Origin of the sequence: Pseudomonas sp. MF6396 (genome assembly GCF_002018915.1) — a bacterium.
GTDB lineage: Bacteria > Pseudomonadota > Gammaproteobacteria > Pseudomonadales > Pseudomonadaceae > Aquipseudomonas > Aquipseudomonas palmensis.
On sequence record NZ_MVOK01000016.1, the window covers coordinates 82,807 to 109,463 of the forward strand.

Consider the following 26,657-nt stretch of genomic DNA (forward strand, 5'->3'; position numbering starts at 1 on the left):
GCCTCAGCGCTGGCCGACGGCAGCATTGCCGTGGGAGATGATCACTTCGACGCGGCGGTTGAGCTGACGCGACTGCGCGTCGGCGTTGGAGGCCACCGGGTACTCCTTGCCATAGCCGGCACTGATGATGCGCCCGGCGTCCACCCCGTTGCGGCGCAGGGCGTTGGTCACAGCCGCTGCGCGACGCTCTGACAGCTGCTGGTTGAGGCTGTCGCTGCCGGTCGAGTCGGTGAAGCCCTCGACCCGCACCTTGCGCTCCGGGTTGGCACGCAGGTACTCGGCCAACTGGTCGATGTTGCGCTGGCTGCCAGCCTTGAGTTCGGCACGCCCGGTGTCGAACAGTACATCGCCGAAGGTCACCACGGTGCCACGCTCGGTCTGCTTGGCCTTGAGCTGCTGCAGGGCCTTGAGCTGCGCGGTACGCACGTCCAGGCGGGCCTGGGTGCGCTGCGCCTCGATGCCCTGCAGGCCGGCTTCGGCCTGGCGCAGGGCAATGGTCTGCTCGGCGACGGCGATCTTCTGGTTGGCCAGGTAGGCCAGCTGCTCGATCTGCGGGGCCTTGCGGTCCTTGATCGAAGCCAGCTCGGCCTTGCCCAGGGCATTGAACGCATCCTTGGTTTCCAGTGCCGCCAGGCGGCTGGACTCCGGCTTGCTCTGCAGCACGCTGAAGTGCTCGCGGGCTTGCAGCAGGCCAGGGTTTTCGGCGGTAGTGCTGCAACCGGCGAGCAACAGGCCCATCACGGAAACGGCAGGCAACAGGTATTTGACGGACATGACGGGCATCCTTACGGCGTGATCGTGGGGGTGATGGCGTCGGGCGACTGGAGCATTTCCTGCTTCAGCACTTCAATGCCCTGCTGCGCGCTGCGCAGTTGCTGCTGGGCCTTGGCGGCACGCGCCTTGCGCTCGGCCAGGTTGGCATCGGCCTCGGCCTGCTCGGCCAGGGTGCGGGCCGCGACAAGGTTCCGTTCGCCCAGGGCGCGTTCGACGGCGTACAGCTTGTCCTGGGCGGCCTTCATTTCGGCTGGCGCGTACTGGGTGGCGTCGGCGGTCACGGCGCGGCTGACCGCGTTGCGGGTCAGTTCGACCTGCTCGGTGGGCACGGGCACGCCGGCACAACCGGCCAGCACCATCAGCAGGCTGCTGGCGGCCAGGTAATTCGTGGTGCGTTTAGCAACCATTGAAAGACTCCATAACATGAGAAAGACAGACCGTTGTTGAAGCCGCGTAAGACTATTCCCGGTCATGCCCCGCCCCTATCAGGGGGCATCCTGCTGTCAGGTAGGAAACTTCTCCGGCATTGCCACGATTCGTGCCTGCCCTTCGTCAGTGCGCAGTGAACCTGACGGGCAAAAAATGGTCTGTGGGTTTCATTTTTTCCGTTTTCAAGAAGATCACCATGCCCCCATCTTTTCAGCTTCGCGCACGGCGCTCTCTTATCCCCGGCCTGCTCGGCAGCCTGGTCATCCTGTGTGGCCCGGCCCACGCCGAAGAAGGCAGCGGCAATGAACGCTGGGTCAGCGACAGCCTCAGCACCTACGTGCGCAGCGGCCCTACCGACGGGCACCGGATCGTCGGCAACCTCAAATCCGGCCAGAAGGTCACCCTGCTGACCAGCCAGGGCAACTACAGCCAGGTACGTGGCGAGTCGGGCGATACCGTGTGGATCAACAGCAGCGACCTGCAGACGGTGCCCGGCCAGGCAGAGCGCGTGCCGCAACTGAGCGAACAGGTGAGCCAGTTGAGCGAGCAGCTCAAGACCATCGACGACAGCTGGAAGACCCGGGTGCAGGGCATGCAGGAGACACTGGATTCACGCAAGGCCCTGATCGACGAACTGGAGGCGCGCAGCACCGCGCTCAATGCCGAGCTGGGCGATGCGCAATCGCAACTGCGCGCCACCCAGGCGCAGCTGGGCGACGAGAACAAGCAGGTGCTGATGCGCTACATGGTGTACGGCGGCGGCATTGCCGGGGCCGGCTTGCTGGCGGGGCTGATCCTGCCGATGCTCAGCCGCGGGCGCAAGCGCAGCGACCGCTGGTTCTGAGGCCCCGGCCTTCGCCCGCAGGGTGCAGGCGCCAGCCTTGCTGGCGAAGGCCGCCCCACTATTGCCCCGCCCTTCCCCCAGCCAGCGCATAGGGCCCCTGCGCCAGTTGCTCACGCAGAAACGCCACGCAACTGCGCACCTTGGCCGAGCTTGACGAGCGCACCGCCGTCACCGCCCAGATGTCCGCCGGCTGGTGATACCCCGGCAGCACCTGTACCAGCGCCCCGCTGGTCAGGCTGGCCGCCACGTCCCAGCGCGAAGCCATGATGATGCCGTGCCCGTCATGGGCCCACTGGCGCACGATGTCGCTGTGGTTGGAGGCCATCGGCCCGGTCACCTTCACCGTCTCGGCGCCATTGGGCCCCACCAGGCGCCATACCCCGAAACGGTCGTCGCGGCTGCGAAACAGCAGGCAGTCATGCTGCGCCAGGTCGGCCGGCACCCGCGGCTGGCCGCGCCGCGCCAGGTAGTCCGGGGCGGCCGCCAGCACCCGCGAGCTGCTGGCGATGCGGTGCGCGATCAGGTGTTTTTCCTGCACCTCGCCCACCCGCACATCGATATCGAAGTTGTCGGCAATCAGGTCCACGCGCCGGTCCAGCAGCTCCACCCACACCTCCAGCGCCGGGTACTGGCGCCGCAGCAGCGACAGGATCGGCGCCACGTGCTCGCGCCCCAGGCGCAGGCTGGTGCACACGCGCAAGGTGCCTTGCGGCTCGCGCTGCCCGCCGGACAACGCATCGAACATCGCGCCCACGTCCTCGAGGATCTTCTGCGCCCACACGAACGTCGCCTCGCCATCGCTGGTGATGTTGACCCGCCGCGTGGTGCGGTTGAACAGCTTGACCCCGAGTATCGTCTCCAGGGTGGCGATGCGCTTGCTCACATGCGCCGGCGACAGCCCGGTCTCGGTGGCTGCCGCAATGAAGCTGGAGCGCCGCGCCACCTCGCAGAACAACTGAAGGTCACGCAGCAACGGCTCATTATTCGCTATCAGCGCATTCTGATTCTTCATTTGGCCCGATTATCTCCTGGCGCTTTTTTATTAGCCTCTCACAAACGCGCTTCGACCCAGAACAAGAAAGTGAGAACCATGACTGCATTACGCCTTGCCGTGGCCGGGGCCGGCCTGATCGGCCGCCGCCATATCGAACTGATCCAGGCCAGCGCCGAGTGCCAGCTGGCCGCCATCGTCGACCCCTCGCCCGCCGCCGCCGAACTGGCCAACGCCTGCGGCGTACCGTTGTACCCGGGGCTGGCCGAACTGTTCGGCGCGCAGCGCCCGGACGGGGTGATCCTGGCCACGCCCAACCACCTGCATGTCGACGGCGCACTGGCCTGCGTGGAGCACGGCATACCGGCACTGATCGAAAAGCCGGTGGCGCATACCCTGGAAGACGGCAAGCGCCTGCTGGCCATCGCCGAGCAGCGTGATGCACGCCTGCTGGTGGGCCACCACCGCGCCCACAGTGCGATCCTGCACAAGGCCCGCGAAGTGATTGCCGAAGGGGTACTGGGCAACCTGGTGGCGGTGATGGGCAGCGCGCTGTTCTACAAGCCCGACGACTACTTCGACGCCGCCCCCTGGCGCCGCGAGGCCGGCGGCGGCCCGGTGCTGATCAACCTGATCCACGAGATCGGCAACCTGCGTTCGCTGTGCGGCGAGATCGTCGCGGTGCAGGCCCAGGCGTCCAACGCCACCCGCGGCTTTGCCGTGGAAGACAGCATCGCCATCAGCCTGCGCTTTGCCAGCGGCGCGCTGGGCACCTTCATGCTCTCCGACACCGCCGCCTGCGCGCGCAGCTGGGAGCAGACCGCCCGCGAGAACCTCGACTACCCCAGCTACGCCGACGAGGACTGCTACGTACTGGCCGGCACCCAGGGCTCGCTGTCGATACCGACCATGCGCCTCAAGTACTACGCCCACGACGAACAGCGCTCGTGGTGGCGGCCGTTCCAGTGCGCCACCGCCAGCCTCGACGAGGCCGACCCGCTGGCCCGCCAGCTGGCGCACTTCTGCCAGGTGATCCGTGGCCAGGCCCGGCCGCTGGTGAGCGTGCGCGACGGCCTGCGCAACCTGCAGGTCATCGACGCCATTGGCCAAGCCGCCCGCTGCGGCCACACGGTAATGATCGACAGCCTCTGAACATCGGTGCCCCGGCCCTGCGCCGGGACGCCTGCGTGCCCCCAATAAAAACAACAAACGGAGAATTGCGATGGCCACACATGACGCCGCGCACAGTGCGCGCCAAACCCGCAAAGCCACCGCCAGCGGTTGGGTGGGCTCTGCGCTGGAGTACTACGACTTCTTCATCTATGCCCAGGCCGCGGCGCTGATCTTCCCGCAGATCTTCTTCCCCAGCACCGACCCCAAGCTGGCCATCTTCGCCTCCCTGGCCACCTATGGCGTGGGCTACCTGGCGCGCCCGGTCGGGGCCTTCGTGCTCGGCCACTGGGGCGACACCCGCGGGCGCAAGAACGTGTTGCTGCTGTGCATGTTTCTGATGGGCATCGCGACCATGGCCGTGGGCCTGCTGCCGACCTTCGAGCAGATCGGCTACTGGGCGCCGGCACTGCTGGTGGTGCTGCGCCTGGTGCAGGGCTTTGCGGTGGCCGGCGAGATCGCCGGGGCCAGCTCGATGATTCTCGAACACGCACCGCCCGGGCGCCGCGGCTTCTTTGCCAGCTTCACCCTGCAGGGCGTACAGGCCGGCCAGGTGATGGCAGCGGCGGTGTTCCTGCCGCTGGCGTACTTCATGCCCAGCGACGCCTTCAACAGCTGGGGCTGGCGCATCCCGTTCCTGCTCAGCGCCGCGGTGCTGATCGCCGCCTACATCATTCGCCGCGAGGTCAAGGAGCCCGAGGCCTTCAAGGTGGCCGCCAAGCAGACCGCGCGCTCGCCGATCCGCGATGCCTTCACCTACAGCTGGCGCGGCATGCTGGTGGTGTTCGGCGTGTCGCTGATGAACGTGATCCCGGTGGTGACCACCATCTTCGGCGCCGCCTACGCGGTGCAGCCGGCCTATGGCGTGGGCTTCGACAAGAGCGTGTACCTGTGGATTCCGGTGGTGGGCAACATCGTCGCGGTGCTGGTGATCCCGTTCGTGGGCAACCTCTCCGACCGCATCGGGCGGCGCCCGCTGATCATCTGCAGCGCACTGGGCTGCGGGCTGATGTCGTTCGTCTACCTGTATGCCATCAGCCTGCACAACCTGCCGCTGGCGTTCGGCGCCTCGCTGCTGATGTGGGGCATGGTCTACCAGGGCTACAACGCGATCTTCCCCAGCTTCTTCCCCGAACAGTTCCAGACCCACTACCGCGTGTCGGCCATGGCCATCGCGCAGAACGTCGGCTACATGATCACCGCCCTGCTTCCGGCGCTGTTCACCGCCGTGGCCCCGCCCGGCTCGAACAACGTGCCGCTGCTGATCGGCGCCATCACCTGCGCGGTCACCGCCATTTCGGCCGTGGCTGCCTGGAGCGCTCCGGAAACCTACCGCACGCCCCTGGACCAGCTCGGCAAGCCGGACGCCGTGGCCCTCGACAAACCCGTGTATGACGCGCTGCGGGCCAAGGCCCTGCGCACCACCCCTGCTACGGAAACCGCCCAATGAAGACCCTGCTCGTGCTCAATGGCCCCAACCTCAACATGCTCGGCCTGCGCCAGCCCGAGGTGTACGGCCGCGAAACCCTGGCCGATGTGCAGGCGCTGTGCCACAGCGCCGGCCAACGCCTGGACCTGGACATCGAGTTCCACCAGACCAACCACGAGGGCCAGATGATCGACTGGATTCACCAGGCCCGTGGCCGCGTGGCCGGCATCGTGATCAACCCCGGTGCCTGGACCCATACCTCGGTGGCGATCCACGACGCGCTGATCGCCGCCGAGGTGCCGGTGATCGAGGTGCACATTTCCAACGTGCACAAGCGTGAAGCCTTCCGCCACCACTCCTATGTGTCGCTGGTGGCCCAGGCGGTACTGGCCGGGTTCGGCACCCATGGCTACGTGCTGGCCATCAACCACTTCGCCCACCTGCAGCGCACCGCGCAAGGAGCCGCGCAATGAAAACCGTAGCCAACCCCAGCCAGCGCCTGCGCCTGGGTTTTGTCGGCGGCGGCCTGGAGTCGTCGATCGGCGCCACCCACCGCTACGCCGCGCAACTGGACGGGCACTTCGAACTGGTGGCCGGGGTCTTCGCCCGCGACCCGGCACGCAACCGCGCCGCTGCCCAGGCCTACGGCGTAGCGCCGGAGCGGGTGTACCCGGACTTCCAGCGCATGGCCGTGGCCGAAGCCGCGCGCGCCGATGGCGTGCAGGCGGTGGCGATCATGGCGCCCAACGCGGTGCACGTGCCGGCCAGCCTGGCGTTTCTCGACCAGGGCATCGACGTGATCTGCGACAAGCCGCTGGCCTCGAGCCTGCCCGAGGCGCAGCAACTGCTTGAACGCGCACGCAAGGGCCCGGCGCTGCACCTGCTGACCCACAACTACAGTGGCTACCCATTGGTGCGCGAAGCCCGCGAGCTGATCGAGCGCGGCGCCATCGGCGAGGTGCGCCTGGTGCAGGTGGAACACGCCAGCGCCTTCGGCACCCACCCGCTGGAGCAGCAAGGGGTCAAGGCGCTGGCCTGGCGCACCGACCCGGCCCAGGCCGGGGCCTCATCGGTGCTGGCGGATGTGGGCGTGCATGCCCATCAGTTGCTGCGCTTTGTCACCGGGCAGGAGGTCAGCGAAGTGTCGGCCGAGCTGAGCACCCTGGTGCCGGGGCGCCAGTCGGACGACAACGCACACGTGAAGCTGCGCCTGCAGAATGGCGCGCGCGGCATGCTGTGGGCCAGCTTCGTGGCGGCCGGGCACCGGCATGGCCTGCAGTTGCGCGTGTTCGGCTCCACCGGATCGCTGTACTGGCATCAAGAGGAACCCGACCGGCTGGAACTGCGTCATCAGGACCAGCCGCACCAGGTCCTGCGCCGCGGCGAGGCCTGGCTGAGCGAGTCGGCCAGGTTGTCGACGCGAATCAAGGCGGGCCAGCCGGAGGGGCTGCTGGAGGCGTTCGCCAACATCTACAGCGAGGCGGCCGAGCGGATCATGGCGCGCCGCGAGCACCGTGCGCCGAGCGCGCAGTCGCTGCTGTGCCCGACGGCCGAGGATGGGGTACGCGGCATGCGCTTCATTGATGCCTGCGTGCGCTCGGATGCGGCGGATGGGCGCTGGACGCAGGCTTGAACGCCAGAAGCTGCACTTATGCAGGCCCAGCAGAATTGATTTTGCTGATCAACAATCGGCTGCCAGACTGGCGGCCGATTTCTTTTGCAGGGGCACGATCATGTCGGGTGAAACAAGTCTGGCCACGCTGTTGCGCAGCATGCGGCCGCAGTTGAATGAAGGCAGCTACGTGTTCTGCACGCTGGCCGACTGGTCGGGGCTGCAGCCTGGCGAGGTGATCGGCAGTTTTCGCGAGCAGGAGGGGCTGACGGTGATCGTGTCGCGTGCGCGGGCCGAGGCGCTGAAACTGCCTTTCAGCTACGAGGCCGCGTGGATCACCCTGACGGTGCATTCGTCGCTGGAGGCGGTGGGCCTGACCGCGGCGTTCGCCACGGCGCTGGGCCAGGCCGGCATCAGCTGCAACGTGGTGGCCGCGTTCTACCATGACCATATCTTCGTCGCGCAGGCCGATGCGCAGCGGGCGATGGCGGTGCTGGAAGGGTTGGCGGCGGGGGCCTGATGATAGCGGGGGCCTTCGCCGGCAAGGCCGGCTCCTACAGGTTCGGCGTTCTCTGCAGCAGCCAGCCTTGCCGGCGCCAGGGCCATCGGCCACGATGCACCTCCCCCCGCCCTACACGGAACGTCAGCATGGCCCAGATCAAGATCTATGGATTGCGCACCACCCTCGACCAGCACCGCCCTGCCCTTGCCGAAGCCATCCATGGCGCGGTGATGAGCGCCCTGCAGTACCCGCCGGAAAAACGCTTCCAGCGCTACCTGGCCCTGGACCCCGCCGACTTCCTCTACCCCGACGACCGCAGCGAACACTACCTGATCATCGAGATCAGCCTGTTCGAAGGCCGCTCCAGCGCCGCAAGGAAAGACCTCATCCGCCAACTGTTCCAGCGCATCGGCGAGCACACCGGCATCGGCGCCCAGGACATCGAGATCACCCTGTTCGAGACCCCCCGCGAAAACTGGGGCATACGCGGCCTGCCCGGCGACGAGCTGGGCCTGAACTACACCGTGGAGGTCTGAACACACGCGCCGACCGGTAGCAGCAGCCGTGCATTCTTCTGCTTAACTGGAAGAACCCGGGCCACAGGCTGCCCGCCTTTTGCACAGGTGAACGACCATGGCGCGCACCACCCCCATCGAGCTGTACCGCAATATCGGCATTGTCGCCCACGTCGACGCGGGCAAGACCACCACCACCGAACGCATCCTGTTCTACACCGGGGTCAACCACAAGATGGGTGAAGTGCACGACGGCGCCGCGACCATGGACTGGATGGCCCAGGAACAGGAACGCGGCATCACCATCACCTCCGCCGCCACCACCGCTTTCTGGCAGGGCTCGACCAAGCAGTTCCCCGAGAAATTCCGCTTCAACATCATCGATACCCCCGGCCACGTCGACTTCACCATCGAGGTGGAGCGCTCGCTGCGCGTGCTCGATGGCGCGGTGGTGGTGTTCAGCGGCGCCGACGGGGTCGAGCCGCAGTCCGAGACGGTGTGGCGCCAGGCCAACAAGTACCATGTGCCGCGCCTGGCCTACGTCAACAAGATGGACCGCCAGGGCGCGGACTTCCTGCGCGTGGTCAAACAGATCGACAAGCGCCTGGGCCACCACCCGGTGCCGATCCAGCTGGCCATCGGCGCCGAGGAACACTTCATCGGCCAGATCGACCTGGTGAAGATGAAGGCTATCTACTGGAACGAGGCCGACAACGGCACCAGCTACCGCGAAGAGGCGATACCGGCCGACATGCTGGAGCTGGCCACCGAGTGGCGTGCGCACATGATCGAGGCCGCCGCCGAGGCCAACGACGAGTTCATGGAGCTGTACCTCAACGGCACCGAACTCGACAACGAGCAGATCAAGGCCGGGCTGCGCCAGCGCACCCTCAACAACGAGATCGTGCCGGCCATCTGCGGGTCGTCGTTCAAGAACAAGGGCGTGCCGCTGATGCTCGACGCGGTGATCGACTACCTGCCCGCCCCGTCCGAGATCCCCTCCATCAACGGCACCGACCCGGATCATGAAGACCGGCACCTGGAGCGCCATGCCGACGACAGCGAGCCGTTCTCGGCGCTGGCCTTCAAGATTGCCACCGACCCCTTTGTCGGCACCCTGACCTTCGCCCGGGTGTACTCCGGGGTACTGAACTCGGGCGATGCGGTACTCAACTCGGTCAAGGGCAAGAAGGAGCGCGTGGGCCGCATGGTGCAGATGCACGCCAACCAGCGCGCCGAGATCAAGGCGGTGTGCGCCGGCGACATTGCCGCACTGATCGGCATGAAGGACGTGACCACCGGCGACACCCTGTGCGACATCAACCAGCCGATCATCCTCGAACGCATGGACTTCCCCGACCCGGTGATCTCGGTGGCCGTGGAACCCAGGACCAAGGCCGACCAGGAGAAGATGGGCATCGCCCTGAGCAAGCTGGCCCAGGAAGACCCGTCATTTCGCGTGCGCACCGATGAAGAAACCGCGCAGACGATCATCTCCGGCATGGGCGAGTTGCACCTGGACATCATCGTCGACCGCATGCGCCGCGAATTCGGCGTCGAGGCCAATGTGGGCAAGCCGCAGGTGGCCTACCGCGAGAAGATCCGCAACACCTGCGAGATCGAAGGCAAGTTCGTGCGCCAGTCTGGCGGGCGCGGCCAGTACGGGCACTGCTGGATCCGCTTCGCCCCGGCCGAGGAAGGCAAGGAAGGCCTGGAGTTCGTCAACGAGGTGGTCGGCGGCGTGATACCGCGCGAGTACATCCCGGCGATCCAGAAAGGCATCGAGGAGCAGATGAAGAACGGCGTGCTGGCCGGCTACCCGCTGATCGGCCTGAAGGCCACGGTGTTCGACGGCTCGTACCACGACGTCGACTCCAACGAGATGGCGTTCAAGGTGGCGGCGTCGATGGCCACCAAGCAACTGGCGCAGAAAGGCGGCGCGGTGCTGCTGGAGCCGGTGATGAAGGTCGAGGTGGTGACCCCCGAGGAGTACCAGGGCGACATCCTCGGCGACCTCAGCCGGCGCCGCGGGCTGATCCAGGAAGGCGAGGACACCCCGGCCGGCAAGGTGATCCGCGCCGACGTGCCGCTGGGCGAGATGTTCGGCTATTCGACGCAGATGCGCTCGATGACCCAGGGCCGCGCCAGCTACACCATGGAGTTCACCAAGTATGCCGAGGCGCCGGCGAGCGTGGCCGATGCCATCATCAAAAAGCAGGGCTAGGTCGTCGCGCGATTACTGCACGGTCGACGCCCCGCCGACCCGGTCGCTGGGTGCAGGGATGTGCTGATTGCTGACCACCAGCTGCAGCAGGTGTGCACTTGGCCGGTAAAAGGGGCGCCTGCTCAGTGTGTGGTCAAGCCAGGCATTGAGCTCGTACAGGCGCACCGGTGCTTCACCCGGGTAGTCCGCCAGTACGGCGAGGACCATGTTCCGCACCGCAGGGCTGGAACGCAGGCAACGGCTGTCGATGTACTGCCCTATGAACTGGCGAACATCCGCTGTCTCGCTGTGTGAAATGAAGATTGTCCGCACGCTGTCGGGGCATCGCTGCTCAAGATCGGGCGCCATGATTGCCTCCTGTGGAATGCTGCCGTCGCTTGACGCCATTGAACGATACAGCCGGGCCCCGTGCCATCAGGCAAACCTGAAAACGCGGGCACGCCTACTGGAACAGGTTGGCCTCCAGGCAGTACGAGATCAGCTCCTGGTCGCTGCGCACATCCAGCTTGCGCATGGCCGCGATCTTTTGCGTGCTGATGGTCTTGGGGCTGCGATTCTGATTGATCGCGATGTCGCGCAGGCTCATGCCCGCCACGAACAGACGCAGGATCTCCACTTCGCGGGTGGACAGCGAGGCCATGCGCTCGTCGATCTGATAGCCGTTGTCGATCACCGAGTTCCGGTTCGCCGGCGCCAGCTTGTAGATGCGGTTCTGGCTCAAGGCTTCCAGTGCGCGCAGCAACTCTTCGTTCACCGTGCGCTTGTCGATCACGCCCGCCACGCCCAGATTGTAAAGCCGCGTGAGGATGAGGCTGTTGGACACCATCGTCAGCACCAGCACGCGCAGCGCGGGGAAGTTGCGCGTCAGGTAGGTGATCAGCCGCAGGCCGTCGCCATACTGGGAACTCTCCGGCATGTTGTAGTCGGTGATCAGGATCTGGGGCTGCTTGTCGTGCAGCACGTTGATCAGTTCGGTGGAGCTGCCCGCTTCGCCAACCACCTCGAAGCGCGGGTCGGACTTGATGAGTTCGCGTACGCCAAACAGCACGATCGGGTGGTCATCGGCGATGACTACGGTGATTTTATGCATGATCGCTCCGGTGTGCACAAAGTGTGGCAAGTCTCGGCCCGGGTCATACCGACCTCATCAAGTCGCAGAGCCGGTCGAGCGCCTGGTGAATATCGTCAATCAAGGTGAGCTGCAGGCTGGGCGCGCGCAGGCGGTGCTCAAGCTCACCGAACAGCCTGGCCAGAGCGTGCGCCTGCACCACCGACAGTGCGCCACTGACACCATGCACTTTGTGCAGGACGTCGATTTGCTCGCCGGCCGCCAGGGCCAGGCGAATGGCGCGGATGTCCTTCTCCATGGTACTCAAAAACAGGTCGCGCATGGCCGGCGACAACACGATGCCCGCTGCCGATGACTCCGCCTCGGCCAACTGCACCGACAGCTCTAGCGACGGCTGGCGCCCGGCCTCCTCGTGCGCCAGCGCCGGGGTGACATTGAGCAGCAGGTTGCGCAAGGTGGTCAGGCTCAGCGGCTTGACCACCCAGCAGGTCATGCCCGCTGCCTGGCAACGCTCGCCCTCGTCGCGCATGGCATTGGCGGTAACGCCGATGATCGGCGCCTTGGCGTTCTGCAGGCGTATCGCGCGCGCCAGCTCGTAGCCGTTCATGACCGGCATGTTGACATCGGTCAGCAGCACGTCGAAGCGGTACTTGCGCCACTGCTGCAGCGCCTGCTGGCCATCGCTGGCCAGTTCCACGGTGCAGCCCAGGGCTTCGAGTTGTTCCTTGAGAATGGCCTGGTTGATCAGGTTGTCCTCGGCCACCAGCCCCTGCAGGCCAAGCGCCGGCAAGTCAGGGGCTGCGCCAGGCGGCGCGGGCTCGGTGACGCCGTTCTTTTCCATCAGCCCGGCGCCGGCAATCGCCCGCACATGATTGGCGCTGACGCGCCAGCCCGCCTCCATCGGCTCGGGAACCTGCGGGCCGTCGTAGTCGCACAACAGGCGCCGGCCGTTCCAGTCCGGCAGCCACTTGCCGTTGCCCAGTACCTCGACCAGCAGCGCCCCGCTGTGCACCTCGTGCTGCGCGGCGCTGAGCACCGTAACCGTGGCATGCCAGCGCAGCAGCCAGCTGCCGATGTTCTCGGCCAGCTCCAGCACGGGCGCACGCACGTACACCTGCACGCCGCCGAGGTCGATGCCAAGTTCTGCCGGCAACGGCGTGTCCGGCAGCACGAACGGCAGGCGCACCGTGAAACTGCTGCCCAACCCCTGTTCGCTGACCACCTTCACCTCGCCGCCCATCAACGCACTGAAGCGGCTGCAGATCGACAGGCCAAGCCCGGTGCCGCTGACAAGGTTGTTCGCGCGGGCCTGGTAGAACGGCTCGAACAGGTGCAACTGCTGCTCCGGGGAAATGCCGATGCCGGTGTCGGTGACCTGAAGCTCCAGCGTGATGTCTTGCCCTTCGCCCCTGGCCACGCGACAGCGCAGCACAACCCGCCCGATGTCGGTGAACTTGATCGCATTGCCCAGCAGGTTGTTGAGGATCTGCCAGATGCGCACCTCGTCCCCTACCAGCTGGTCGGGTATTTCCGGTGCCACGCAGGCATAGATCTGCAGGCCCTTGGCGCGCGCGTTGGCGATGTGCGCGGACATCACGTCCTCGATCAGGCCCAATGGCGAAAAGGCCACCGACTCAAGGGTGAGTTGACCCGACTCGATCCTGGACACATCCAGCACATCGCTGATCAGTTGCAACAATGTGGAGGACGAGCGCTGGATGATGCTGAGGTAATCCATCTGGCGCTGGTCGAGGCCGGTCAGGCCGAGCAGCTCCAGGGTGCCCAATACGCCGTACAGCGGGGTGCGGATCTCGTGGCTCATGGTCGCCAGGAAGAGGGTCTTGGCTTCACTGGCCTTGTCGGCCATGGACTTGGCCTGGCTCAAGGCCACCGCGCGTTCCAGGTGTTCGGTGACGTCGGTGAACGCGCACAGCAGAACCCGCTGGTCCTGGTAGCGGGTCGAGGAGAAACTGAGCCGGAAACAGCGACCCTGCAGCACCATGCTCGCCTCGCCGCACAGTTCGATGCCGGGTTGGCGCGCCATCTCGACGATGGACTGCGCCACTTCGCGACTGTCCTTGGCACGCTGATTCTCCACCACCACCTGGAGGTCGTGCAGGCGGATGACAATCAGCCCGGCAGGTGCACTTTCGATCACCGCCAGGCTGAACGCCTGGCTGTCGAGCAGCTCGCTCCGGGCCTGGCGAGCCGGCGCGATGACCTGCCGGCGATAGTGGTAGTACAGCCACCCCAGCAGGGCACTGAGCAACGCGAATGCCAGCACGATGCGCAGCAGCGGTAAATTCGCCCCACGGATGAAGCTGACGCAATCGACGCAGTACTGCGCTGCCCATTGCTCGTGGGTCATCGCCAGCAGGAAGATCAGGGCAATGCCAAGCAGCAAGCCGATACCGAGGCGTAGGGAGCTTCTGGCCAACGACGTCACTCTCGCCTCTCTTCACGCTGGCAGTGCTGCAGGCAGGTGAACAGCGCACCGAGGCCGAAGGGTTTGACCAGCAGCTGCTGCATGCCTACCGCCAGGCACCGATCGCCCTCGTCGCGCATGGCATTGGCCGTGGCACCGATGATGGGCACCACGCAGCCTTGACGACGAAGGGCCTTGGCCAGGTCATAGCCGTTCATGCGTGGCATGTTGATGTCGGTGAGCACCACGTCGAACACCTCGTTCTGCCACAGCGCCAGGGCCTCATGCCCATCGCGGGCCAGGCCCACGCTGCACCCCAGCTCTTCCAGCTGGTCCTTGACGATCAGCTGGTTGATCACATTGTCTTCGGCGACCAGTACCCTCAGGTCCAGTTGCCGGGTGATCTCGTGCTCGATCCGGCCAGGCGCCGGGGGGGCGATGCCCTGGGCCTGGCTGACGGCCGCCAGCAGCCCGTTCAGGTCGTTGAGCTTGACCCGCCAGTAGCGTTGCTGCGACGGCGGCTCGCACTCCTGCGGGCATATCACTACACGCGGCCCGCTCCACTCCAGCAGGACGGGGTGCGCGGTGTGCGGGTGGGCCTCCACCAGCAGCACGTCATGCGCGGCCTGGATCTCGGGTGGCAGCCCGATATGGGTCTGCGCGCCCCAGCGCCGCAGCCAGCCACTGACGTATTCGGCCATTTCCAGCACCGGGGAATGCACGTAGATCATCTCGTCGGCCAGGCGCGGCGTGTCGCTCGCCGGCATCGGGTACGAGCGCCCCAGCGGAATGCTCAAGGTAAAGCTGCTGCCCAGGCCCACGGCGCTGACCACGCGGATGCTGCCGTTCATCAAGGCGGCCAGGCGCTGGCAGATGGACAGGCCCAGGCCGGTGCCGGGCACCACGTTGGTCTTGGTCGAGGACTGGTAGAACGGCTCGAACAGCAAGGCCTGGTCATCCGGGGCAATGCCCGGGCCGCTGTCGCTGACCTGCCAGAGGATGTCGGCCCGTTCCTCGGTCATCGAGCCGACCTTGGCACGCAGTACGATCTGCCCGCTCTCGGTGAACTTCACCGCATTGTTGAGCAGGTTGTTCAGCACCTGGCGAATGCGCGTTATGTCGCCGCGCAACAGCGCCGGCATGTACGGGTCGACGAAGGCATACAGATACAACCCCTTGCTGCGCGCAGCACCGGCGTAGCTCTGGGTCACGTCGTGGATGAGCTCCAGCGGCGAGAACTCACTGGCCTCCAGGGCCAACTGACCGGCTTCGATCTTGGCCACATCGAGAACATCGCACACCAGGTTGAGCAGCGCTGCCGAGGAACTCTCGATGGCGTGCAGGTAGTCTTTCTGCGGCCCCCTCAGCTCGGTACGGGCCAGCAGCTCCAGGGTTCCGAGCACGCCATACAACGGCGTGCGTATCTCGTGACTCATGGTCGCCAGGAACAGTGTCTTGGCTTCGTTGGCGGCATCGGCCATCTGCTTGGCCATGGTCATCGCGGCCTCGGCCTGCTTGCGCGTACTGATATCGCTGAAGGCGCAGAACAGCACGTCCTCGCCGTTGTAGCGGGTGCGCACGAAACTCAGGTGCAGGTGGCGACCGTCGCCGGCCTGGAACTCGTCGGACTGGACAATTTCGCGGTCGCTGAAGGCTTGTTCGATCCAGCCGTGGCACAGGCGCTCGCGCTCCTTGCACTCGCCCAGCCACTGCTGCGACAAGGTGTTCTCCAGTACCACCTGGCCATCCGCGCGGCGCAGCACGCACAGCGCCACCGGGGCGGTCTGGATGATCGCGCGGTTGAACGCTTCACTTTCGATCAGTGCATCGATGCGCTGGGTTGCCGGGGTGATCAGGCGCCGTTCGACGCGCGTCACCAGGCGCCCCACCAGCACGCCGATCAGCAGGATGAGGGCGCTGGCAGCCAGCAACGGCCACCACAACACCTTGAGCAAGGCCTCCAGCCCGATGGCATAGAACAGTTTCCAATCCGAGTAGCCCAGCTTCTTGCGCATCACCAGCTGGTCGGGCCAAAAGCCTTCCCCGGAGAAGCCGAAGTCATGGCCTGTCTCCAGCTTCGGCAAGGGCAGCGACGGGTACACGCTCGACACGCTGCGCATCATCACATCGCCTCTGGGGTTGAGCATCATGAACTGCCCTGCCGCGTCATCGTGCAGCGTGCTGGCCACGTCGCTGGCATCCATCTCCATGCCGAGCCAGCCCGATCGGGGCTGGTGGAAATCCACCCGCACGAACAGATACAGCCGCAGCGTCGACGCCTGCTGATCGCTGAGCCAGACCGCCTGGTCCGCCTCGGGCAGGGTGGGATCAATACGCTGCAGGCGGCTCAGCACCGCGCCAGGGATCGGCGTATCGAAGCTGACCGTGCGGTTCAGGTACACCACGCGGGCCGCCACCTGATCGGCGACGTACAGCAGGTTGATGCGGTTTGTCGTGAGGAAATCCACCATGCGCCCGGACAACTGCAGGTCCCAGCGGAGATCGTCACCGGGCTGTCGGTGGCCGACCTGCTGCGCCACCGCGAACTGTTGCCCAGGTGGCTTCGCCACCGCCGACAGCGCGAGGCTCTTGAGCAGCGCCTCGCGCTGGGTGAAGAACACCCGTGCATTGGCGATGGCATCGCTCATGAGCCCCTGACGACGGGAAACTTCGTTCCTGAGAATCGAGCTCAGGGAAATGATCGCACCCACCACCATGCCCAGCACCAGCAACTGGGCGAACAATCGCAGCAGCCGGCGCACAGCCTTGGGGGTGGAGAAGAACGAGTCGGTGGGTTGCAGGAAATGCTTCAATTTCATGGCGCCAGCTTAAGTGCCCTTTGCTGCGCAGCACTATCAGGCAAGCCTTAAAAATGCGCCCCAGCACAGCCAGGGCGCTTGGCTCAGCTCGATGTACCGCCGCGAATGCGCATGCCGTGGCTGGGGCACGGGCGCGGTTTCACGTGGTGAAGCGCCGGGTCAGGTCGGCCATGGCAATCGCCAGCCTGGACAGCTCGTTGCTTGCAGTGGCCGTCTGGCTGGCGCCGTCGGAGGTCTGCACCGAGTGATCGCGAATGCTCACCAGGTTGTGGTCCACCGAACGTGCCACCTGCGCCTGCTCTTCGGAAGCGGTTGCAATCAGGAAGTTGCGGTCGTTGATCTCGGTGATCGAACGGGCAATCGCATCCAGTGCGGCGCCGGCTTCCTGCGCGATCCCCAGGGTGTCCTGGGCATTGACGCGGCTTTGCGACATCGCCGTTACCGCCTGCTCGGCCCCCGCCTGGATGTCGGCGATCATGGTCTCGATTTCCTTGGTGGACTCCTGGGTGCGGTGGGCCAGTGCCCTCACCTCGTCGGCCACCACGGCGAACCCGCGCCCCTGGTCACCGGCCCTGGCAGCCCGATGGCAGCATTGAGGGCCAACAGGTTGGTCTGCTCGGCAATCGCGCGAATCACGTCCAGCACCTTGCTGATGTTCTGTGCCCTGTTCGCAAGGCCTTCGACTTCCCCGCTGGTGGACTCGACAATCGTTGTCAGGTTCTGGATGGCGACAACCGCCTGGGTCACCCGCTCGGAACCGGTGCGGGTCGAACTGGCGGACTGCTGGGTGACTTCCGACGCGGAGGCTGCGTTGCGCGCCACCTCTTCGACCGCAACCGTCATCTCGTTCACGGCGGTGGCGGCCTGTTCGATTTCATCGCTCTGCTGCTGCAGCCCGCGGCTCGATTCCTCGGCCACCGAATGCATCTGTTCGGCCGCTGCGGCCAACTGGTTCGACGAGTCGCCCATCAGACGAATGGTGTCACGCAGGCTGGCCTGCATGCTCGCGGTCGAGGCCATCAGGTCGGTCAGCTCGTCCTTGCCGGACATCGGCACGACACTGCGCAGGTCGCCTTCGGCAATCCGCTGGTTGATCCCCAGCACCGCCAGCAACGGTACGGTGATGCTGCGCGCAAACAGAACCCCCATCAGGATGCTCAACACCACGACCACGCTGATGATCACGATCACGGTCTTCACCGAGCTCTGATAGATGGCCTCGGACTCGATCCCCGATTGGCGGGCACCTTCGCGGTTGATGTCCATCATCTTGCCGATAACGACCTGCAGGCTGTTCGCCAGCGGCCGAGTCGTCTGGTTTAGGTACTCGGTGGCTTCGGCGGCGTGGTCGGCCTGCACCCGCTCCAGAAAGCTGTCCAGCTGCCCTATGTAGTTGGCGATCCCTGTCTTGACATCGTCGTAGGCCGCTTGTTCGTCCGGGCTGGACACCTGGTGACGATAGTCGGTGACCGCCTTGTCGAGCTCGCTGCGTGCACCGGTGATGGTCTCGATGGACATCTTCCTGATCGCTGGGTCATCGGTACTGAGGAGGCGATAGCTTTCAAGCCGCAGGCGCAGCACCAGCGCGTCGATCGCGCCTCCCTGGCGCACACTTTCCATCCAGTTCTTCTCGATTTCCAGGGCAGCGGCACGCACCCGGCCCATTTGCATGATGGAAACCACACCCAGGACAATGACCAGCACGTTCAATACGAAAAACACCAGTATTGCTCGATGGCCCAGCCTGAAATTTCTAAGCAGCATGTTCAATCCCTCATAGAAACAAGCAGAAAATCGGAGGCACCCGACTCCGCGTCGTTGCTGGTGGGGACTTTAATGAGGGCGTTTGAAATAGCCTATCAGGCAAGCCTGAAAACGGGCCTGCACACCGCCCTCCGATGATCGGCGATCGAGGTACGCCCACACTCCGAGCGGCCAGGCTCCCTTGCGTGGCGGTGGCAGCCGCTAGTTGAACAGGCGTTGCAACTCCGTCGGCGGCAAGGGCCGGCTGAGCAGGTAACCCTGCGCGTAATGGCAGCCCTGGCCCACGATGAAGTCCAGGTGGTCAGCCTCCTCGACGCCTTCGGCAACCACTTCGAAGCCCAGCTCGCACCCCAGCCCGATGATTGCACGACAGATGGCGTGCAGCTTGCCGCTCTGGGGCTGGCCGCTGACGAAGCTCCTGTCGACCTTGAGGATGCTCAATGGAAAACGCAGCAGGCAACTCAGGGCTGAGTAGCCGGTGCCAAAGTCATCCAGCGCCAGCCGCACGCCCATGCTCACCAGTTCATCGAGGCAGGCCTTGACCTGGGCACTGTCGCTGACCCACTGGCTTTCGGTGATTTCCAGGATCAGGCTCGCCGGCGGCAGCCCGCAGGCCTGCAGAACGCGCCGCACCGAGGCGGCGAAGCCGACCTGCTCCAGCTGCAGGCTGGAGACGTTGACCGAACAGTGCAGCTGCCCCTGCCCGGCCAACTGCCAGTCGCGGACCTGTCGACAGGCGCGCTGCAGCACCCACTCGCCAACCGGTACGATCTGCCCGGTGGCTTCAAGGGTGGGGATGAACGACAGCGGCGGCACCAGTTGCCCGGCAGATCGCCAGCGCAGCAGCGCCTCGACACCCGCGATGTAGGGGCGGCCCTGATCGACGCGGTAGAGCGGTTGATAATGCAGTTCGAACTGATCCCGCTCCAGGGCCCTTCCGAGGTTCGACTGCAACGACGTACTCGCGACGGGCGTCGAGACCACGTAAAGCGCCGACTGATTCATCACTCACCCCTCCCACGCAGGCGTGCCATAGCCCATCCACCGCTTCGAAAGACTCCTCCAATCAACAGGCTTGCCGTCAGAGAACGTCACTCCCGTGACAGGCCAATGTTCAGGCACATGCCGCAGCGCGGACCATCAGCAGATCCTTAAAAATGCGCGTGGGCTCAGGCGGTGTGCTGCTCCCCCGCGCGCCTGAGCAGTTGCTTGCAGCGCTCGGTCAGGTGCACCACGCGCAGGTGCTTGCCGGCCTTGGCATAGCGCTCGCGCAGGGTCTTGATGGCAGCGATCGCCGAGTAGTCGACCACCCGCAGGTGGGCGCAGTCCAGGGTCACCTCGGCCGGGTCGTCGGCCGGGGTGAACTGGTTCAGAAAGGTGGTGACCGACGCAAAGAACAGGGTGCCGTGCACGCGGTACAGCTTGCTGCCATCGGCGTGCACGTCGCTGTCGGCGTACAGCTCGCGGGCCTGCTGCCAGGCAAAGTTCAGGGCGGCGATGATGATGCCGAACATCACGGCAGCCGCCAGGTCGGTGAACACCGTGACCACGGTGACCGCCACGATGGTCAGCACGTCGTTCACCGGCACCTTGTGCAGCACCCGCAGCGATGCCCAGGCGAAGGTCTGCTGCGCCACCACGAACATCACCCCCACCAGTGCCGCCAGCGGAATGCGCTCGATCAGCGGCGCGAGAAACAGCACGAACATCAGGATCATCACCCCGGCCACGACGCCCGACAGCCGGCCGCGCCCGCCGGAGCCGAGGTTGATCACGGTCTGCCCGATCATCGCGCAGCCGCCCATGCCGCCGCACAGGCCCGAGACCATGTTGGCCGCGCCCAGCGCCACGCATTCGCGGTCGGGGTGGCCGCGGCTCTCGGTGATTTCGTCGGTGAGGTTGAGGGTGAGCAGGGTTTCGAGCAGGCCGACCATGGCCATCAGTACTGCGTATGGCGCGATGATGCGCAGGGTGTCGAGGGTCCATGGCACCTCGGGCAGGGCCAGGCCCGGCAGGCCGCCGGCAATGTGCGCCATGTCGCCCAGGGTGCGGGTGGGCAGGTCGAACAGGTACACCAGCAGGCCCACGCCGAGAATCGCCACCAGCGCCGGCGGCACGGCGCGGGTCAGGCGTGGCAGCACGTAGACGATGGCCATGGTCAGTGCCACCAGGCCGAGCATCAGGTACAGCGCATTGCCGGCAAGCCAGGCCTGGCCGGACTTGAAGTGTTCGAGCTGGGCCAGGGCAATCACGATGGCCAGGCCGTTGACGAAGCCGAGCATCACCGGGTACGGCACCAGGCGCACCAGCTTGCCCAGGCGCAGCAGGCCGAACAGCAGCATCACCAGCCCGCCCAGCAGCACCGTGGCCAGCAGGTATTGCACGCCGTGCTGCACCACCAGCGCGACGATCACCACCGCCATCGAGCCGGCGGCGCCGGAAACCATGCCCGGGCGCCCACCGAACAGTGCGGTCAGGGTGCAGATGATGAAGGCGCCGTACAGGCCCATCAGCGGGTTGAGGTGCGCAACCAGGGCGAAGGCGATGCACTCGGGCACCAGGGCGAAGGCGGTGGTGAGGCCGGCGAGCACGTCGGCGCGCACGGGGGCGAGTCGGAAGGGTTTGCGTGTGGGCTGCATCGGGGTTCCAATCGGCAGGGCATCGCCTGCGGGGGTGACAGGGCATCGAGGGGGTGCAAAAGGTTGGCTAGCTTACCTCAAACACAAACGGCGTCGCAGCCATCGCGGGGCAAGCCCGCTCCCACAGGACTGTGCAGAGCCTGTGGGAGCGGGCTTGACCCGCGATGAAGGGGACACCCTCATCGCACCCGGTCGCGGCTCTGCACCGCCAGGTCCAGGGCCTTGTGCATGTCCAGCCGCGCCGAGCGGCCGACGTCCTTGTCATTGAGCTGGTAGTTGCGCTCGGACGGCAGGATCGGCGCGGTCAGGTCTTCGGCGTCCATCGGCTCGAAGTCGCCCTCGCCGCCCAGGGTCATGGCGCTGCGGCGCAGCAACAGGCGCAGTTGCTCGGGCTGCAGGCGCGGGTTGATCGAGAGCATGGCCGCCACCACCCCGGCCACCATCGGCGTGGCATAGGAGGTACCGCAGTGCACCTCGCCGCGCTGGTCGGCCTGCACAGTGGACGCCTGCACGCAGGCGGCGGCGGTGATGTCCACGCGCGCATCGATGTTGGAGGCGGCGCGCTTGACCACATAGGCCGGATCATCCACCGCCACCGGGCGCTCGCTGCGCTGGTGCCCGCCCACCACCAGCAACTGCTCGGTGACGAACGAGGACGGCAGGCGGTACTCGTCGGTACCCGAGTACGACGCGCCATTGCCCGCCGAGTTGATCACCACCACGTCCTGGTGCTCCTTGCGCAGCCACAGGAAGAACTCCTCCAGCAGCTCTTCATAGCCGCTCATGGCCAGGCCCGAGCGCACCAGCGAGTCGACCTCGTCGCCCTCGACGTTCTTCGCCCCCACCCGGTGGATGCCCCAGCTCCAGTTCAGCACCCGCACGCCGTCCTCCACCAGGTTGACCGAGGCGGCGATGTTGGCGGTGATGCCGGCGTCGGAATTGCGCTCCACGATCACCTCGAAGCCGGGGCTGGCCGGGTCGAGCCCGCGCAGAAAACCGGTATTGCCGCCCTGCTCCCAGCGCGCGGCGAGCACCCCGGCCACCGTGCTGCCATGCCCGTCGGGCTTGTCGGCGTCACGCGCGTACAGGCAGGTGCGTGGTCGCTCGCCGCGGCACGGGCCCAGGTAATCGGCGAAATCGGGGGCGTCGAAATCCACGTCGCGCTCGATCACGCCGATGCGAACCGGGCTGACCGGTACCGCCGCATCGCGGGCAGGGATGCGCCGCTGGTAGAAGTTGACCGCGTCCATGAAACGGTTGGCGGCCCACTCCTCGCCGCCGGGCCGGGCCTGCGCATCTGCGGATTCGCGCTCCTCGCCCTTTTCCGGCGCGGACTCCTCGATCACCACGGCGTCCACGCTGACCTCGCTGCCCAGGCGCAGCACCATGGCATCGCGCTGCACCAGGTCACTGACCGGCAGGCGCAGCTGGTAGACGTTCAGCGGCGCGATCGCCCCCACCACCTTGGCGCCGTACTTGTCGGCCAGGCGCCGGGCCTCCTGCAGGCCGTCGTGGCGCTCTTCGATCAGCAGGCTGACCAGGTCGACATAGGTGGTCAGGCCGTCCATGTTCTTCGCCACCTCGCCCGGCCCGGCGGGCACCACATGGCTGGCCTTGAGCGACAGCCACACCGGGTTGCTGGCCTGGCCGCCCGCGTCCTGCAGCCACAACGGGCCGCTGTCCAACCGGGCCGTATCGAGGTTCAGGCGCAGCGTATCGCCATCGCGGGTGACACAGGCGGCGGGCAGCACGTGCCCGTCCAGATGCACCCCGGGCGTGCCCTGCGCCAGGCCGCGGGTGCTCACGCACCACTGCTGCTGCACCGCGCTCAGCACATCGCCACAGCGCTGCAGGCCGGTGATGCGCAAGGGCTCGGCGGCGATGGCCAGGGTGCTGGCCAGGGCCAGCAGGGCGAAACCGGGTGCAATCAGGTGGGGCAGCATGGGCGACTCCGTTGCAGGGTGGCAGGCAATGACCATCCGACCGGCTGGCGCAGGTCATCGTTCAGCGGGGCAAGGCTTGACCCCGCGTTTGCGCGCCGCGCATGCTTCGGCCTCCACGACTTTCAAGGAACGACTGCATCATGAAGCTGGAAACCTTGGCGATCCATGCGGGCTTCAGCCCCGATCCGACCACCAAAGCGGTTGCGGTGCCGATCTACCAGACCACCTCGTTCGCCTTCGATGACACCCAGCATGGTGCCGACCTGTTCGACCTCAAGGTGGCCGGCAACATCTACAGCCGCATCATGAACCCCACCAACGATGTGCTGGAACAGCGCATGGCCGCGCTGGAAGGCGGCGTGGGCGCACTGGCGGTGGCCTCGGGCATGGCGGCGATCACCTACGCCATCCAGACCGTGGCAGAGGCCGGCGACAACATCGTCTCGGTGGCCAAGCTGTATGGCGGCACCTACAACCTGCTGGCCCATACCCTGCCGCGCTTCGGCATCCAGACCCGCTTCGCCGCCCATGACGACATCGCCGCCCTCGAGGCGCTGATCGACGACAAGACCAAGGCGGTGTTCTGCGAGTCGATCGGCAACCCGGCCGGCAACATCGTCGACCTGCGCGCGCTGGCCGATGCCGCGCACCGCCATGGCGTGCCGCTGATCGTCGACAACACCGTGGCCACGCCGATCCTGTGCCGCCCGTTCGAGCACGGCGCCGACGTGGTGGTGCACTCGCTGACCAAGTACATCGGCGGCCACGGCACCAGCATCGGCGGCATCGTGATCGACTCGGGCAACTTCCCGTGGGCCGACCACAAGCAGCGCTTCGCCCTGCTCAACACCCCCGACCCGTCCTACCACGGCGTGACCTACACCGAGGCCTTCGGCCCGGCGGCGTTCATCGGGCGCTGCCGCGTGGTGCCGCTGCGCAACACCGGCGCGGCGCTGTCGCCGTTCAACGCCTTCCTGATCCTGCAGGGGCTGGAGACCCTGGCCCTGCGCATGGAGCGTCACACCGAGAACGCCCTGAAGGTGGCCCACTACCTGCAGGGTCACGAGCAGGTGGCGTGGGTCAAGTACGCCGGCCTGCCGGACCACCCCGAGCACGCGCTGGCGCTGCGCTACACCGAGGGCAAGCCGGCGTCGATCCTGTCGTTCGGGATCAAGGGCGGCCAGGAGGCCGGTGCACGCTTCATCGACGCACTCAAGCTGGTGGTGCGCCTGGTGAACATCGGCGATGCCAAGTCGCTGGCCTGCCACCCGGCCTCCACCACCCATCGCCAGTTGAACGACGAAGAGCTGGAAAAGGCCGGCGTGCCGCGTGACATGGTGCGCCTGTCGATCGGCATCGAACACAGCGACGACATCCTGGCCGACCTGGCCCAGGCACTGGAAGCGTCGCGCGGCTGAGGCATCGGCGGGCAGGCAAGCGCTACACATTCATCTGTATATCCATACAGATAAACCTTGCCTGCATCGCCAATCCTGCGCATTCTAGGGCCCATCACAGCCCGACCAAGAGCTCACTCGGCCATGCGCCTGTACCTCTGCGAAAAACCCTCCCAGGCCAAGGACATCGCCAAGGTCCTTGGCGCCAGCCGCCGCGGCGACGGTTGCTGGGTCGGCACGGGTGTCACGGTGACCTGGTGCATCGGCCACCTGCTCGAAACCGCCCCGCCCGACGCCTACGATGCCCGCTACAAGCGCTGGTCGCTGGCCGACCTGCCGATCATCCCGGCGCAATGGAAAATGCTGGTAAAACCCAGGACGGCCGCCCAGTTCAAGGCGGTCAAGCGCCTGCTCGGCGAGGCGGCCGAACTGGTGATTGCCACCGACGCCGACCGCGAGGGCGAAATGATCGCCCGCGAGCTGGTGGAGCACTGCCGCTATCGCGGGCCGATCCAGCGCCTGTGGCTGTCGGCGCTGGACGACGCCTCGATCCGCAAGGCCCTGGCCGCCCTCAGGCCCGGCGCCGCCACCTTCAACCTGTACCACTCGGCCCTGGGCCGCTCGCGTGCCGACTGGCTGATCGGCATGAACATGAGCCGGCTGTTCACCCTGCTCGGCCGCCAGTCCGGCTATCAGGGCGTGTTGCCGGTGGGCCGGGTGCAAACCCCGACACTGCGCCTGGTGGTGGACCGCGACCGCAGCATCGCCGATTTCGTGCCGGTGCCGTTCTGGGCCATCGATGTGCAGTTGCGCAGCGCCGGCGAGGTGTTCAATGCCCAGTGGCGTGCGCCCGACGAGCTGTGCGACGACCAGGGCCGCTGCCTGAACCAGGCGTTCGCGCAGCAGGCGGCTGCGGCCATCCAGGCGACGTCCATGGCGCGCCTTTTGACGCTGACCACCGAGCGCGTGCGCGAGGCAGCGCCGCTGCCCTTCGACCTGGGCACCCTGCAGGAGCTGTGCTCGAAGAAATTCGGCCTGGGCGCCCAGGAAACCCTCGACATCGCCCAGGCGCTGTACGAAACCCACAAGGTCATCACCTACCCGCGCAGCGACTGTGGCTACCTGCCCCTGAGCCAGCACGCCGAGGCGCCGGCGATTCTTGCCGCGCTGGGGCGCGCCGACCCGAGCCTGGCGCCCTTGCAGCCGCACCTGCAGGCGCAACGCCGCTCACGCGCGTGGAACGACGCCAAGGTCAGCGCCCACCACGGCATCATCCCCACCGCCGCCGCGCGCGACCCGGCGCGCCTGCCGCCCAAGCACAAGTCGGTGTACGTGCTGATTCGGGCACGTTACCTGGCGCAGTTTCTGCCCAACCATGAATACGACCGCACCCAGGCCGACTTCGATTGCGCCGGGCAGGCGCTGCGTGCGGTGGGCAAGCAGATCGTCGAGCCGGGCTGGCGGCGCGCGCTGCCCGAAGCCCTGACCCCGCCCAAGGGCCGCGAGGCGCCGGTGGCGCAAGTGCTGCCGGCATTGCACGAGGGTCAGCTGTGCGAGGTGGCCGGGGTCAACCTCAAGGACCTGTGGACCCAACCGCCCAAGCCCTTCACCGAAGGCGACCTGATCAAGGCGATGAAGAACGTCGCCAAGCTGGTGGACGACCCGCGCCTTAAACAGAAGCTCAAGGACACCACCGGCATCGGCACCGAAGCGACCCGCGCCGGGATCATCCAGGGCCTGCTCGACCGGGGCTACCTGGTCAAGCAGGGCAAGGCGCTGTCGGCCACGCCGGCGGCGTTCAGCCTGATCGACGCGGTGCCAAGGGCGATTGCCGACCCTGGCACCACGGCGATCTGGGAGCAGGCGCTGGACATGGTGCAGAGCGGCGAAATGAGCCTGGAAGCGTTCGTGGCCAAGCAGTCGGCGTGGATGAGCAAGCAGGTGGAGCGCTGCTCGGGCATGAGCCTGCGCATTTCAGGGCCGCCGGTGCCGGCCGGGCGCGGCGGCGCGCCGTGGAAGAAGAAGCGCAAGAGCAGCGCCACGGCCGGCAAGCGACCCCGTGCCACCAAAGCGAAAAAAACCGGGGCTTAGGCCCGTGCCGGCTGCTTCGC

20 protein-coding genes and 2 pseudogenes are annotated in these 26,657 nt (G+C 66.3%); 10 read left to right on the plus strand and 12 right to left on the minus strand.

Annotated features, from left to right (window positions below; all coding sequences use genetic code 11):
* Positions 1-3: 3 nt before the first annotated feature.
* Both MF6396_RS17185 and MF6396_RS17190 read right to left on the minus strand, forming a co-directional pair.
* A complete protein-coding gene (locus MF6396_RS17185; RefSeq protein WP_043861092.1) occupies positions 4-774 on the minus strand; it encodes an OmpA family protein in 771 nt (256 codons plus the stop codon).
* 11 nt (positions 775-785) lie between these two features.
* A complete protein-coding gene (locus MF6396_RS17190; protein ID WP_052504235.1) occupies positions 786-1,181 on the minus strand; it encodes a DUF4398 domain-containing protein in 396 nt (131 codons plus the stop codon).
* A gap of 218 nt (positions 1,182-1,399) precedes the next feature.
* On the opposite strand from MF6396_RS17190, the gene MF6396_RS17195 reads away from it, so the two are divergent.
* Entirely contained in the window at positions 1,400-2,047 is a 648-nt protein-coding gene (locus tag MF6396_RS17195; protein ID WP_054916521.1) for a TIGR04211 family SH3 domain-containing protein, read from the plus strand.
* A gap of 58 nt (positions 2,048-2,105) precedes the next feature.
* Here MF6396_RS17195 and MF6396_RS17200 read toward each other — a convergent pair whose 3' ends face one another.
* On the minus strand, positions 2,106-3,059 hold the full coding sequence (locus MF6396_RS17200; RefSeq protein WP_078481069.1) for a LysR family transcriptional regulator: 954 nt from the start codon (positions 3,057-3,059) through the stop codon (positions 2,106-2,108).
* Between the two features lie 78 nt (positions 3,060-3,137).
* Here MF6396_RS17200 and MF6396_RS17205 point away from each other — a divergent pair, with 78 nt between their 5' ends.
* The 7 genes from MF6396_RS17205 (at position 3,138) to fusA (ending at position 10,490) form a co-directional block, all read left to right on the plus strand.
* Positions 3,138-4,190 (plus strand): Gfo/Idh/MocA family protein, encoded by a 1,053-nt coding sequence (locus tag MF6396_RS17205; protein ID WP_078481070.1) that lies wholly within the window; start codon positions 3,138-3,140, stop codon positions 4,188-4,190.
* A 70-nt stretch (positions 4,191-4,260) separates the two neighbouring features.
* Positions 4,261-5,658, plus strand: coding sequence for an MFS transporter (locus MF6396_RS17210; protein ID WP_078481072.1), 1,398 nt, complete (start codon positions 4,261-4,263; stop codon positions 5,656-5,658).
* Positions 5,655-6,110: a type II 3-dehydroquinate dehydratase gene (aroQ, locus tag MF6396_RS17215; protein ID WP_043861097.1), complete on the plus strand. Its 456-nt coding sequence runs from the start codon at positions 5,655-5,657 to the stop codon at positions 6,108-6,110. Before MF6396_RS17210 ends, aroQ begins: the two co-directional genes overlap by 4 nt.
* Positions 6,107-7,270 (plus strand): Gfo/Idh/MocA family protein, encoded by a 1,164-nt coding sequence (locus MF6396_RS17220; protein ID WP_078481073.1) that lies wholly within the window; start codon positions 6,107-6,109, stop codon positions 7,268-7,270. Before aroQ ends, MF6396_RS17220 begins: the two co-directional genes overlap by 4 nt.
* 100 nt (positions 7,271-7,370) lie before the next feature.
* Complete coding sequence (locus tag MF6396_RS17225) at positions 7,371-7,769, plus strand: ACT domain-containing protein (RefSeq protein ID WP_078481075.1); 399 nt, start codon at positions 7,371-7,373, stop codon at positions 7,767-7,769.
* Between the two features lie 128 nt (positions 7,770-7,897).
* Positions 7,898-8,287 (plus strand): tautomerase family protein, encoded by a 390-nt coding sequence (locus MF6396_RS17230; protein ID WP_078481076.1) that lies wholly within the window; start codon positions 7,898-7,900, stop codon positions 8,285-8,287.
* Positions 8,288-8,384: 97 nt separating this feature from the next.
* Entirely contained in the window at positions 8,385-10,490 is a 2,106-nt protein-coding gene (gene fusA, locus MF6396_RS17235; RefSeq protein WP_078481078.1) for an elongation factor G, read from the plus strand.
* Between the two features lie 12 nt (positions 10,491-10,502).
* Here the strand turns inward: fusA and MF6396_RS17240 are convergent, their stop codons facing one another.
* The 9 genes and pseudogenes from MF6396_RS17240 to MF6396_RS17275 all read right to left on the minus strand — a co-directional run bounded on the left by MF6396_RS17240 (position 10,503) and on the right by MF6396_RS17275 (position 23,149).
* Positions 10,503-10,838 (minus strand): hypothetical protein, encoded by a 336-nt coding sequence (locus tag MF6396_RS17240; protein ID WP_078481079.1) that lies wholly within the window; start codon positions 10,836-10,838, stop codon positions 10,503-10,505.
* A 94-nt stretch (positions 10,839-10,932) separates the two neighbouring features.
* Positions 10,933-11,580 (minus strand): response regulator, encoded by a 648-nt coding sequence (locus tag MF6396_RS17245; RefSeq protein ID WP_043861102.1) that lies wholly within the window; start codon positions 11,578-11,580, stop codon positions 10,933-10,935.
* Between the two features lie 43 nt (positions 11,581-11,623).
* Positions 11,624-13,996: an ATP-binding protein gene (locus MF6396_RS17250; RefSeq protein ID WP_153046101.1), complete on the minus strand. Its 2,373-nt coding sequence runs from the start codon at positions 13,994-13,996 to the stop codon at positions 11,624-11,626.
* A 5-nt stretch (positions 13,997-14,001) separates the two neighbouring features.
* Positions 14,002-16,803: an ATP-binding protein gene (locus MF6396_RS17255; protein WP_078481082.1), complete on the minus strand. Its 2,802-nt coding sequence runs from the start codon at positions 16,801-16,803 to the stop codon at positions 14,002-14,004.
* 139 nt (positions 16,804-16,942) lie between these two features.
* Positions 16,943-18,072: pseudogene (locus tag MF6396_RS29530) on the minus strand (methyl-accepting chemotaxis protein).
* Positions 18,073-18,567 (minus strand): annotated as a pseudogene (locus tag MF6396_RS29535) (MCP four helix bundle domain-containing protein); the annotation flags it as partial. It lies immediately after the preceding pseudogene.
* A gap of 201 nt (positions 18,568-18,768) precedes the next feature.
* Complete coding sequence (locus MF6396_RS17265; protein ID WP_078481084.1) at positions 18,769-19,572, minus strand: putative bifunctional diguanylate cyclase/phosphodiesterase; 804 nt, start codon at positions 19,570-19,572, stop codon at positions 18,769-18,771.
* Between the two features lie 164 nt (positions 19,573-19,736).
* Positions 19,737-21,206, minus strand: a complete 1,470-nt coding sequence (locus MF6396_RS17270) for a SulP family inorganic anion transporter (RefSeq protein WP_043861106.1) — start codon at positions 21,204-21,206, stop codon at positions 19,737-19,739.
* A gap of 179 nt (positions 21,207-21,385) precedes the next feature.
* Complete coding sequence (locus MF6396_RS17275) at positions 21,386-23,149, minus strand: S8/S53 family peptidase (RefSeq protein WP_078481085.1); 1,764 nt, start codon at positions 23,147-23,149, stop codon at positions 21,386-21,388.
* 140 nt (positions 23,150-23,289) lie between these two features.
* Here MF6396_RS17275 and MF6396_RS17280 point away from each other — a divergent pair, with 140 nt between their 5' ends.
* Entirely contained in the window at positions 23,290-24,567 is a 1,278-nt protein-coding gene (locus MF6396_RS17280) for a bifunctional O-acetylhomoserine aminocarboxypropyltransferase/cysteine synthase (protein WP_054916502.1), read from the plus strand.
* Positions 24,568-24,690: 123 nt separating this feature from the next.
* Entirely contained in the window at positions 24,691-26,637 is a 1,947-nt protein-coding gene (locus tag MF6396_RS17285; protein ID WP_078481087.1) for a DNA topoisomerase III, read from the plus strand.
* Positions 26,638-26,657 lie beyond the last annotated feature (20 nt).

What these genes read in the sequence shown, in the direction of transcription:
- fusA (WP_078481078.1), top strand. Translation starts at nt 8,385, where the DNA reads ATGGCGCGCACCACCCCCATCGAGCTGTACCGCAATATCGGCATTGTC.
- MF6396_RS17280 (WP_054916502.1), top strand. Translation starts at nt 23,290, where the DNA reads ATGAAGCTGGAAACCTTGGCGATCCATGCGGGCTTCAGCCCCGATCCG.
- MF6396_RS17245 (WP_043861102.1), bottom strand. Translation starts at nt 11,580, where the DNA reads ATGCATAAAATCACCGTAGTCATCGCCGATGACCACCCGATCGTGCTG.
- MF6396_RS17270 (WP_043861106.1), bottom strand. Translation starts at nt 21,206, where the DNA reads ATGCAGCCCACACGCAAACCCTTCCGACTCGCCCCCGTGCGCGCCGAC.
- MF6396_RS17190 (WP_052504235.1), bottom strand. Translation starts at nt 1,181, where the DNA reads ATGGTTGCTAAACGCACCACGAATTACCTGGCCGCCAGCAGCCTGCTG.
- MF6396_RS17265 (WP_078481084.1), bottom strand. Translation starts at nt 19,572, where the DNA reads ATGAATCAGTCGGCGCTTTACGTGGTCTCGACGCCCGTCGCGAGTACG.
- MF6396_RS17220 (WP_078481073.1), top strand. Translation starts at nt 6,107, where the DNA reads ATGAAAACCGTAGCCAACCCCAGCCAGCGCCTGCGCCTGGGTTTTGTC.
- MF6396_RS17275 (WP_078481085.1), bottom strand. Translation starts at nt 23,149, where the DNA reads ATGCTGCCCCACCTGATTGCACCCGGTTTCGCCCTGCTGGCCCTGGCC.
- MF6396_RS17185 (WP_043861092.1), bottom strand. Translation starts at nt 774, where the DNA reads ATGTCCGTCAAATACCTGTTGCCTGCCGTTTCCGTGATGGGCCTGTTG.
- MF6396_RS17200 (WP_078481069.1), bottom strand. Translation starts at nt 3,059, where the DNA reads ATGAAGAATCAGAATGCGCTGATAGCGAATAATGAGCCGTTGCTGCGT.
- MF6396_RS17195 (WP_054916521.1), top strand. Translation starts at nt 1,400, where the DNA reads ATGCCCCCATCTTTTCAGCTTCGCGCACGGCGCTCTCTTATCCCCGGC.
- aroQ (WP_043861097.1), top strand. Translation starts at nt 5,655, where the DNA reads ATGAAGACCCTGCTCGTGCTCAATGGCCCCAACCTCAACATGCTCGGC.
- MF6396_RS17230 (WP_078481076.1), top strand. Translation starts at nt 7,898, where the DNA reads ATGGCCCAGATCAAGATCTATGGATTGCGCACCACCCTCGACCAGCAC.
- MF6396_RS17205 (WP_078481070.1), top strand. Translation starts at nt 3,138, where the DNA reads ATGACTGCATTACGCCTTGCCGTGGCCGGGGCCGGCCTGATCGGCCGC.
- MF6396_RS17240 (WP_078481079.1), bottom strand. Translation starts at nt 10,838, where the DNA reads ATGGCGCCCGATCTTGAGCAGCGATGCCCCGACAGCGTGCGGACAATC.
- MF6396_RS17255 (WP_078481082.1), bottom strand. Translation starts at nt 16,803, where the DNA reads ATGAAATTGAAGCATTTCCTGCAACCCACCGACTCGTTCTTCTCCACC.
- MF6396_RS17210 (WP_078481072.1), top strand. Translation starts at nt 4,261, where the DNA reads ATGGCCACACATGACGCCGCGCACAGTGCGCGCCAAACCCGCAAAGCC.
- MF6396_RS17225 (WP_078481075.1), top strand. Translation starts at nt 7,371, where the DNA reads ATGTCGGGTGAAACAAGTCTGGCCACGCTGTTGCGCAGCATGCGGCCG.
- MF6396_RS17285 (WP_078481087.1), top strand. Translation starts at nt 24,691, where the DNA reads ATGCGCCTGTACCTCTGCGAAAAACCCTCCCAGGCCAAGGACATCGCC.